The 612-nt window shown below is 61.8% G+C and carries 1 protein-coding gene; it reads left to right on the top strand.

Annotated elements, in window-relative coordinates:
* Positions 1 to 166 precede the first annotated feature (166 nt).
* The coding region (locus AACY45_RS27450) for a PAS-domain containing protein (RefSeq protein ID WP_339548597.1) at positions 167 to 612 on the top strand (446 nt) is incomplete at its 3' end.

Below are 612 nucleotides of genomic sequence, written 5' to 3'. Positions count from 1 at the left end.
ACTGTGTGCTCAACAAGATCGAGGCCGAACAGCGGCAATTGACCCGCAAAGTCTCTCGCATGTTCGTCGAACGGCGCGTCACTGGCTTCAACACCTATGGCGAGCAGTTCCACGCGCTCCACGTCAACCAGACCTTCAGCGGCCTGGCGATCGGCTGGGGGGACTGATGGCAACGCGGATCGCCGTGCCCCAAAGCCACGATGCCGCACGGATCGCGGCGCTCGAGGCTGAGATCGTCAAACTCAAGCGCATCAACACCGCTCTGATCGACCGCGTCGAACGCTCAACCGATCTTCAGGGCAATGCCTTCTCGCTGTTCGAGACCGCGATCTCGCTGGAGGGCAAGGTGCGCGAGCGTACCGCCGATCTGGAACAGGCGCTCGACGCGCTGGCGCGCAGCAACGCGGCGCTCGGGATCGCCAAGGAGACGGCCGACGATGCGCAACGCCGCTTGCGCGATGCGATCGAGAGCATCAACGAAGGCTTTGCGATTTTCGATGCCGATGATCGGCTTGTGCTGTGCAACCAGACCTATCTCGGCCTGTGGCCCAAGATCGCCGACTGGATCGTCCCCGGAATCTCCTTTTCCGAAATCACTGACATGATCGGCAA

Source organism: Pseudomonas sp. RA_35y_Pfl2_P32, from assembly GCF_963970735.1.
Lineage (GTDB): Bacteria > Pseudomonadota > Gammaproteobacteria > Pseudomonadales > Pseudomonadaceae > Aquipseudomonas.
The sequence above is the reverse complement of the archived record's forward strand: the minus strand, read 5'-3'. Positions and strand labels throughout refer to the sequence as shown.